The sequence below is a fragment of the Okeania sp. KiyG1 genome (assembly GCF_014132355.1).
Classification (GTDB): domain Bacteria; phylum Cyanobacteriota; class Cyanobacteriia; order Cyanobacteriales; family Microcoleaceae; genus Okeania.
Genome location: NZ_BLZO01000089.1, coordinates 151,888 through 160,410 on the forward strand (window position 1 = coordinate 151,888; position 8,523 = coordinate 160,410).

At 38.7% G+C, this 8,523-nt stretch carries 10 protein-coding genes and 1 pseudogene; 9 read left to right on the top strand and 2 right to left on the bottom strand.

The genetic code is table 11. From position 1 onward, the window contains the following. Positions 1 to 96: 96 nt before the first annotated feature. Entirely contained in the window at positions 97 to 846 is a 750-nt protein-coding gene (locus SAGCYANO_RS20640; protein WP_202221778.1) for a peptidylprolyl isomerase, read from the bottom strand. 2,193 nt (positions 847 to 3,039) lie between these two features. On the opposite strand from SAGCYANO_RS20640, the gene SAGCYANO_RS45110 reads away from it, so the two are divergent. From SAGCYANO_RS45110 to SAGCYANO_RS20660, 9 genes are all read left to right on the top strand, one after another. Further along, positions 3,040 to 3,486: a reverse transcriptase N-terminal domain-containing protein gene (locus tag SAGCYANO_RS45110; RefSeq protein ID WP_237396420.1), complete on the top strand. Its 447-nt coding sequence runs from the start codon at positions 3,040 to 3,042 to the stop codon at positions 3,484 to 3,486. A 46-nt stretch (positions 3,487 to 3,532) separates the two neighbouring features. Continuing rightward, positions 3,533 to 3,853, top strand: coding sequence for a reverse transcriptase domain-containing protein (locus SAGCYANO_RS47845; protein WP_375339968.1), 321 nt, complete (start codon positions 3,533 to 3,535; stop codon positions 3,851 to 3,853). Next, complete coding sequence (locus SAGCYANO_RS47850) at positions 3,780 to 4,205, top strand: reverse transcriptase domain-containing protein (protein WP_255502630.1); 426 nt, start codon at positions 3,780 to 3,782, stop codon at positions 4,203 to 4,205. Before SAGCYANO_RS47845 ends, SAGCYANO_RS47850 begins: the two co-directional genes overlap by 74 nt. 4 nt (positions 4,206 to 4,209) lie before the next feature. Then, on the top strand, positions 4,210 to 4,419 hold the full coding sequence (locus SAGCYANO_RS47855) for a hypothetical protein (protein ID WP_255502631.1): 210 nt from the start codon (positions 4,210 to 4,212) through the stop codon (positions 4,417 to 4,419). 124 nt (positions 4,420 to 4,543) lie between these two features. Further along, positions 4,544 to 4,726, top strand: a complete 183-nt coding sequence (locus SAGCYANO_RS45120) for an HNH endonuclease (protein ID WP_237396421.1) — start codon at positions 4,544 to 4,546, stop codon at positions 4,724 to 4,726. Positions 4,727 to 4,824: 98 nt separating this feature from the next. Then, positions 4,825 to 4,995, top strand: a complete 171-nt coding sequence (locus tag SAGCYANO_RS50545) for a hypothetical protein (protein ID WP_375339965.1) — start codon at positions 4,825 to 4,827, stop codon at positions 4,993 to 4,995. A 20-nt stretch (positions 4,996 to 5,015) separates the two neighbouring features. Continuing rightward, a complete protein-coding gene (locus SAGCYANO_RS50550) occupies positions 5,016 to 5,438 on the top strand; it encodes an RNA-guided endonuclease InsQ/TnpB family protein (RefSeq protein ID WP_375339966.1) in 423 nt (140 codons plus the stop codon). A gap of 46 nt (positions 5,439 to 5,484) precedes the next feature. Beyond that, complete coding sequence (locus SAGCYANO_RS50555) at positions 5,485 to 5,904, top strand: RNA-guided endonuclease InsQ/TnpB family protein (RefSeq protein ID WP_375339967.1); 420 nt, start codon at positions 5,485 to 5,487, stop codon at positions 5,902 to 5,904. Positions 5,905 to 6,143: 239 nt separating this feature from the next. Continuing rightward, a complete protein-coding gene (locus tag SAGCYANO_RS20660; RefSeq protein ID WP_237396422.1) occupies positions 6,144 to 6,359 on the top strand; it encodes a dynamin family protein in 216 nt (71 codons plus the stop codon). Here SAGCYANO_RS20660 and ltrA read toward each other — a convergent pair. Then, positions 6,351 to 8,379 (bottom strand): annotated as a pseudogene (gene ltrA / locus SAGCYANO_RS45125) (group II intron reverse transcriptase/maturase). The gene SAGCYANO_RS20660 and the pseudogene ltrA sit on opposite strands and share 9 nt — an antisense overlap. Positions 8,380 to 8,523: the final 144 nt, after the last annotated feature.

The following is an 8,523-nucleotide window of genomic DNA, read 5'->3' on the forward strand; positions in this document are numbered from 1 at the left end:
AGGATAAGAGGATAAAAAGAACAATTTTCTTTTTAGTCAATCCTACTTGTTTTCAGAAGAAGTAATTATTAATTATTAATTATTAATTATTAATTATTAATATGCTTTTACGTCTGAACGTAGTGGTTTGAGGGTGCCTATTTTTCCTATTTGTTCTCTGAGCCAATTTTCAAATAGTTCATCTATTAAAGCGCGTCGCATTGAGTCATCAAGCTGTGCCGGGATAAATTTTTCTAGTCTAATAATTACTGTCCATTCTGTTAATGGACGCGGTGCCCAGAGCTGACCTGGTTGACTTACTGATAAAATTTTGCCTATAGCAGGGTGTGGTTGACTTAGGGGTACTGGACCCAATAATCCTCCCGAGCGCCCTTCTGGACCTTCAGAGTATTGACGAGCTGCATCTGCAAAGGTTTGTTCTTCTTCTACTATGCGAAAATACAGTTCGTGGGCCAGACCAGGATTTTTTGTCCTAATCAGGGAGTATACTACCTGGTCTAAACTGCTCTTACGAGTCATAAAATATCTTTCTACTTGATTAGTCCAAGTTTCTTGTTTATATTTTTCTAGTAATATTGGCCTAATTGCCATTTCTTCTAACTGTTCTTGGGTCATGTTTTGGTTTTTGAGCCATGCTTGTTTGGTTTCGGGGGAATTTAACTGATATTGGCTCTCAAATTTTTCTACCGCTGTAGTTTTTTCCGCTTCTGTGCAAGTCAAGTTAGCGATCGCTTGGTCGATTATCACCCCTCGTAAAAAATGAGGCATTAACTGATAACGTGTTAATAACGATGGGATATCTTGAGCTTGCAGTAATTTATCACCGATTTGAAACAGTCCTGTCATTTTTCATATCTCCAACTGACTTGCACTATCTCTTTTAATTTAGTCTTCTGTTATAAGTAGTGGCACATTAAGTTACCACATCATTATCATTTCTTTATATTGGTTTGTCCTTAATTTTAAAAATATATATAAAGAAGTAGGTAATTTTGACTTTTGACGGATTGCTATTTGGACCTGTTCCCTTGTTATTGGTATCTATACCGGAGTCATGGCACTACGAATATTGGTAAAAATATATACTTATTAGTCCATGATTTCACTAACTTTTTTTAACTTGGGTACGATCAGGATGAATATGCTAGTCAAAATATTTATATTAGACTTTAGTTAATCATAACATCATTATTACTAGAGTCTACAATAGCTTGAGTTCAATAATGATTATATACTCAGATAATTAATACCATAGTCGTCTTTTTTTCCCTACATTTTAAATTTTTATTTTGCTTTTTTCATCTAGGCTTTTCTGGTTCTTTTTTATTGCATTTGCTAGTTACCTCTCCTGTCTTAGTATCATTAATAATTCCGATTTTTAGGATATAAAATTCCGTTTGATTTAGGCTTTTTAAGAATTAAATTATGTTTGATTTAGATTATTTAAAATTTGACTTGATTTGCAGTCTTAATCTCAACTTTATTTGCTAACCAGAACTGAAATTATTACAATCCTTTTATACATTGTTTAGTAACAAGAACAAGAGAGTTAATTTTTGGGTGGTGGTGCATTTTTATTATTTTTGTTACGAGAACAGTGGGAGCATCTTGCTCCCGTGCCACGCATTCCTTTTTCCTGTACACCATTACGGCTGTAGGACTACCAATTTTTGTTGTCTTATAATTAAGATATAAAAAATTGTGCAAATATACGAATCTCCCCATCTCCCTATCTCCCCATCTCCCTATTCCCTGACTTCTGCAATTAGAGGCCATCTTTTGCCTAATTTGATTCCATAATTCCACCGTAAGTCTGAGCTAGTTGCTAATGCTAAACTGAGGTTCATATATTCTTTCTCAGTATGAGTAATTAATTCCGGTAATTCTAGTTATCTAAATATACATATGAATCATTCCCGATCGCTATAGATGGGGATAGGAGATAGGGAATTAGGAAAAAATTTGCACTCAAATTTAATTAATTTTACCTACCATGCCTCTTTTCATACCTCGCTCTATTACGATAAAGAGTTCATCTAGCAGTATTGTTTTAAATTGATATAATGGCAAAAGAATGAAAAATTTACCTAAACGCATCAGAAGGCTAGCACTATAATCGCTAGATTTAGTGCCTGGGTGAATGATGGGTGTATAATTTAATTTCCGTTTGTCACCGCGAAGCAAAAGATGTCATAATTATACACAAATATTAATAGTTTATCTAGTAGACATTTTGGGTAAATTTAGCTATAACAATATATGTAGTCGAGGAATTAATCATATCTTTGCTAGTAATTGAGGCCAAATTAAAGGGCAGTCAAAATCAGTACAAAGTTTTAGATGAAATGATTCTCACAGGTCAATTCATCAGAAATAGTTGTTTGCGCTATTGGATGGATAGTGCGGCCTGAACTGGTCATTTGAATTAGAACACCGAGTTCTCTAGGATTCTCCACACCTAGCCCTCACGGAAGAGACTCAACGAGTCCGGTCACATTTAAAGTAAGCAATGAAATAGATGGAATGCAGACCCCGAAAGTAGCCAAAGTTGCTAGGGATTAAGCAATCAGGAGCAAGAGGGAAAGAGTTGGAAAGATGAACACCGTCTAAGTTGCTGATTAAACTGCGTGATCAATAGAACAGCCAAATTATCCCTGACAGGCTGTAACCAAAAGGTAAGGAGGCAGGTCTAAATAGTTGTCCATTATTAAGACGTGGAGACAAAGCTCCTCCCGCAGAATAGGCAATCATCCTAACCAACACAGAAACTTCAAATGATACAACAGGATAAACCCTACAGAGTCTTATGAAAAAGGTCGATAATCTAAGTAGGTCTGAGGCAACAAAGACGGAAATCTCTGGAGGGCAGAAGATGAGAGAAAAAGCGAATGTCACCTGGTAATGGGGTGAATAGGGGTACTCTTCGAAAAGCCTAACGGCTACAAAATTTGCCCTTGACCGAAAGGAATAGCAGACTTCTCTTGGGTCTTATACGAAAGAAAACAGTACAAGTAGAAACCAAACGAGGATATAAGTTAGGTGTCAAGCACAAGCGCGATAAATGGAGTCAACGGACAATTAACGGACTGGTCACAGGTCAACTGGAAAAAAGCCCGGCAAATTGTTAGGAATTTACGTCACAGAATCTTTCGTGCCCGAAAACTTGGTCAAGGTCAGCAACTCAGAAGGTTGCAGAAATTGTTAATCAAAAGCCGAGCCAACTTATTGCTTAGTGTAAGACTTATCACTCAAGTTAACCAAGGAAAGCAAACAGCAGGAATTGACAAGGAGGTAATAAATACTCCTGCACAGCGAGTGAAACTTGTCAACGAATGGGAAATGCCATTAGCAAAACCCACAAGGCGGATATATATCCCGAAATCAAACGGCAAGAAACGTCCTCTCGGAATCCCAACCGTTAAGGATAGAGTCGCCCAAGCAATAATCAAGAACGCACGCTTATCCCGAATGGGAATCCCAATTTGAGGCCAATTCCTATGGCTTCCGACCGGGAAGAAGTTGCCATGATGCTATTGAACAATGTTTTAACAAGTTCAGGAACAATCATTCAGGAAGACATACTTGGGTTTTAGACGCTGACATAAAAGGCTTTTTTGACAATATTGCCCATGAATCCATACTCAAAAGAATTGGCTCGTTCCCGCGCGGTGAGCTAATTAGAGGATGGTTAAAAGCAGGGTTTATCGACAAAGGTGTTTTTTGCCTAACCGAAACAGGCACTCCTCAAGGTGGTGTGATAAGTCCATTGCTTGCAAATATTGGACTGCACGGGGAGCGAAGAATATATAAAAACAGTCAACCCAAAGCTAGGCATCATCAGGTATGCGGATGACTTCATAGTTACCGCTAAAGACAAGGAGTCTTTGGAACAAGTGCTTATCCTGATAAAGCAATGGTTGTCAAGTAGAGGCTTGAAAATCAGCGAGGAGAAGACAAGGATAGTACACATAAATGATGGGATCGACTTCCTGGGATTCAACTTACGCCATTACAAAGGCAAATTACTCATAAAACCCCAAAAAGAAAAAGTTCTAGCCTTCTGTAAAAAGATAGGGAAAACCCTAGCTCAAATGAAGGCCAGGACTACTGAAGAAGTCATCAAAACCCTTAATCCCCTTCTCAGAGGTTTTGCTAATTACTATAGAGGAGTGGTTAGCATGCGAAACCTTCGGATACATCCGTAATCGGGTGAAATTATACCTCTTCAGTTGGGCAAAACGTCGGCATCCCAACAAATCAAAAACATGGGCTATGAAACGCTACTTTGGTAGTTTCAAGAGGGATAATTGGACATTTATGTGCAAAGGGACTGGTAGAAAGGGAAAACAACAGTTATATGTTCTCTATGATATCAGTAGTACACCCATAACTAGGCACATAAAAGTCAAAGGAAAATAAGAGTCCTGATGACCCCTCACTCCAAGAATATTGGGAGAAACGAAGCACTAAAGCTGGGAAGAAGTATTGGGCAAGAGGTTCAAAATATGAACAAATAGCCAAATTCCAAAATTGGAAATGTCCGGTGTGCGGAAATCACCTATTTAATGGAGAGCCAATAGAAACCCATCATATAGTACCTGTTGCAGAAGGTGGTTCTGATGACCCAAAAAACCTAATGCACTTGCACAAAGCGTGTCATAAGCAGGTACATTCCAAAACCCAAATTGAAAGGCTGGAAGTAAGGCTTGAGCCGTGTGATAGGTAACTGTCACGCACGGTTCTTAGGGGAGGGGAGAGGGGTGACTCTCAAACCTTACCCGCTATAAAGATGTCAAACGCAACGACTTACAAAAGCTTTGTTCTGTGCTAGCCAAAAATGCCAATTTTCCTTGGGCTAAAAAGTTAAATTCTCAAGCAAGACAAGCATCAGCCGATAGAGCATGGCAATCAATACAACGATTCTACAAAAATTGTAGACTGAAATTACCAGGTAAAAAGGGTTATCCTAAATTCAAAAATTTACTCGTTCAATAGAGTATAAAACAACTGGTTATGTGCTATCTCCAGACAGAAAGAAAATTGAATTTAAAGATGGTTTTAAAGCAGGTGTATTTGAGTTGTGGACAAGCCGTGATTTAGTCTGGTATTCAGAACAACAAATAAGTAGAGTTAGAGTTGTTAGACGTGCAGATGGTTATTATTGTCAATTCTTAGTAAATGTAGAGAGAAAAGAAACTCATAATTTTCAAGGCAATGTCGTAGGAATAGATTTAGGTTTAAATGCTTTTTATACTGATAGTAATGGTGATGTTGTAGAAAATCCTAAGTATTTGAGGAAGTCGGAAAAACGACTAAAAAAGCTACAAAGGAGAGTATCACGTCGCCACGAGAAAGGTAAGAAACCTCAGTCAAATAACTACCACAAAGCAAGAATTCAATTAGCCAGGCAGCATCTCAAAATCAGCTTTACTGCGTAAAGACCATGCAGTAAAGACTGCACGGGCGTTAATCCAATCTAACGATTTGGTAGTATACGAGGATTTAAAGATTGCTAACCTAGTCAAGAATCATCATTTAGCTAAGTCCATATCTGATGCAAGCTGGTATCAGTTCACCGAATGGCTGGAATATTATGCTAAGTTGCATGGAATTGCTTGCATAGCAGTACCTCCACATTTCACTAGCCAAAATTGTTCAAATTGTGGTCAAGCTGTTAAGAAGTCATTATCAGTTAGAACCCACAGATGTCCCCATTGTGGCTATATTGCTGATAGAGACCACAATGCAGCAAGGAACATTTTAGCTAAAGGGTTAGAAATGTTGGGAGCAATAGTCAACAGTACCGAGGGGCACGCCTCTTACAGAGGAGCTGCGCTAACGGAATCTGGGGGAGACCCAAAAGCTACGGGAGAGTCCGACCTCTGGATTAGTAGGCTAATTTAAGTTGTCTCTGTGAGCGTAGAATCATCAATGATGAGAATCCCGATCATAATCTGTGATTTGATGCCGGGAGTATGTCAAATCGCTAATATCTAGGAGGCTAAAATGAACAATAGTGCATTTAATTTAGCTAGGGAAAAAGTGACAAAATTACTTCTGCTTTAAGAGATATTTCTGTTCTAATTGGAGAAAGAAATGAACAGTCTATAACTTTAGAAACTGGTGTAACTATAATACCGGGTTTGGGTTGTTCTGGAGATGCGAATATTTTAGTTCAAAGGGCTAATGAAATTGAACAAGGAATTTTTAATGTGCTTGTTCTTGGTGAGTTTAAGAATGGTAAAAGTACTCTGCTGAATGCCATGTTAGGGGAAGAAGTATTGCCATCAGATTTTCTTCCTTGTACCGCAATTATTACAAAAATAGTGTATGGGAATAGTGATGAGGTGTTAAACTAAGCAAGCCCATTTCCAGATTACTCCTTTATAGAGCCTGCTCGTCTTCAGAACCGTGACGTGAGACTTTCACCTCCAAATCGGCTCCTCTCTTAAACGTCCCTTGTCATGGGTACATCCCTGCCTTAATATCAACATATCTTCAACCCATAAATAACCTTCAGGTAAGTCCTGTAACTTCGGTTGTGTGTATGTCTTTTTATCTAGGGCAGTTTTAGTATCGTGGCAATGTCGGTGCAACAGTTGTTTATTCTTATATGTGTTATCACCACCTTTAGACCTTGGTATTATATGGTCAACTTCAATTAGGTCATTTGGTCTAAAGGTTAGTCCACAAGATGCGCATTTATTCTTTTGCCGTTTTAACAGCGTTGTGACCTCTTTCCTTACGCCTGGGTATTTACCAATTCTATTACTCCAATAAGTCCAATCGCCGTCATAAGGGGATTTATTACCTTTCACTTTGATGTGCCTTACGATAGGTACATCTTTGTGTTTGTTAAGTATATAATCGCCATCATTAAGTACCCAATTTCTGGTTCCTTTACATCGAGGGAAATACTTTTCCTTACCCATTTAGCCGACTTATTTGGATGCCTTCTACTTGCCCATCTCCATAGTCTTTTCCATAAGAGGCTATCTATTTTACTGAATACCTCTTTACTGACTACGAGTTGAGAAGTAGTTAGCCCATCCTCTAATTATCGGATTTAACTTAGCTATTAAAGACTTGCGTAGGAGCGGTTTTGTATTTATCACATATATCCGCTAGTTTCCGATAGTGAGTTTTTATACTCTTAGAGGATGGTTTAATCAGCGTCTTGTATCCTTGTTTGGTTGTCTTGACTTTCCATTGCCTAATGGTAAACCCTAAGAAGTCAAATCCGGCTTTATTACCTTCATGTTCCTCCAAGGTATGGGCAATTTTGGTCAATTCTAGTTTTAATTCTAGTCCTACCTGGTTTAACCATTCCTGTATTACGGCTTTTGCTTGTAGCACTACTTTGATGTCTTCGTGTAGGATAACAAAGTCGATGACTCATAGCGTATTAGAGATGAGACTGTTTCATTCTGTCTGCTTTTCCCATTATCTTCCCAGATGGGTATCTAAATCGGAAGTTTTTCGGCAAATTCCATCAGCCTTTCTTCCATACCGTGTAAGGCGATGTTTGCTAGTAGGGGTGATATTACCCCTCCCTGTGGTGTACCTTCCACAGATTTTAGGAATTGATTATTGTAAAATACCCCAGACTTTAACCATTGTTTGATTAATCGTCTATAAGGAGATTGACCAATTTTTCCTAGCAGTGCATCATGGTTAATTCGATCAAAACACTTTGATATATCAGCATCCAGCACATATTTTGGCTTTAGGTTGATGCTGGCATAAATAGCCTCAATGGCATCATGTGTGGACCGTCCTGGTCTAAAACCATAGCTATTAGGTTCAAAACGTGCCTCCCATTCTGGTTCCATACCTAATTTAACCAAGGCTTGTAACGCTCGGTCGTACATTGTAGGTATGCCTAACGGGCGTTTTTCATCCTTTCCTGGTTTTGGTATCCAGACTCTGCGGGTGGGACTTGCTTTGAGGTAACGTGATGCTTAATAAGTTCAACCAAGTTAAGTCGCTGCATGGGAGGTAGGTTTTTAATACCATCTACTCCAGCAGTTTTCTTCCCTGGTTATCCTGTGTCACGCGCCGGAAAGCTAGCAACCTAGCGTAATAACTTTTTACAGAAGTCTTTGGTATTTGCGCATCTTGCGGATTTCGCCACTCATGGATGCTCTGTAAATTAACTTTTGCAACTTAGAATACATACTTTTCTACCTTCTTCCAGTTAATATCTTTCCATTTAAGATTAGGATTGACACTGAGACTTGATGTAGGTGTATCGCTCTGTATCCCATGCCACGCTTAAAAGCGAGTGCGTAATTCTGAGGTCTCCTCAGAATGTAAGACGCACTCAAGAAATGGTTTAGGGTTTCCTAGTTTTCTTTTTAGTGTTTTAGCTTTATTCATTAGCTAGTTCGTTACTTTACATTACGCCTAACAGTGGGTACGTCTGCATTGATAGCTTTTTACCCAATCCTACTCTCCCTAAGACCTACGTCCTTTGCGTAGATTGACCTTGAATGGCTTCCTAAGTTCTCGACCTATATTCTT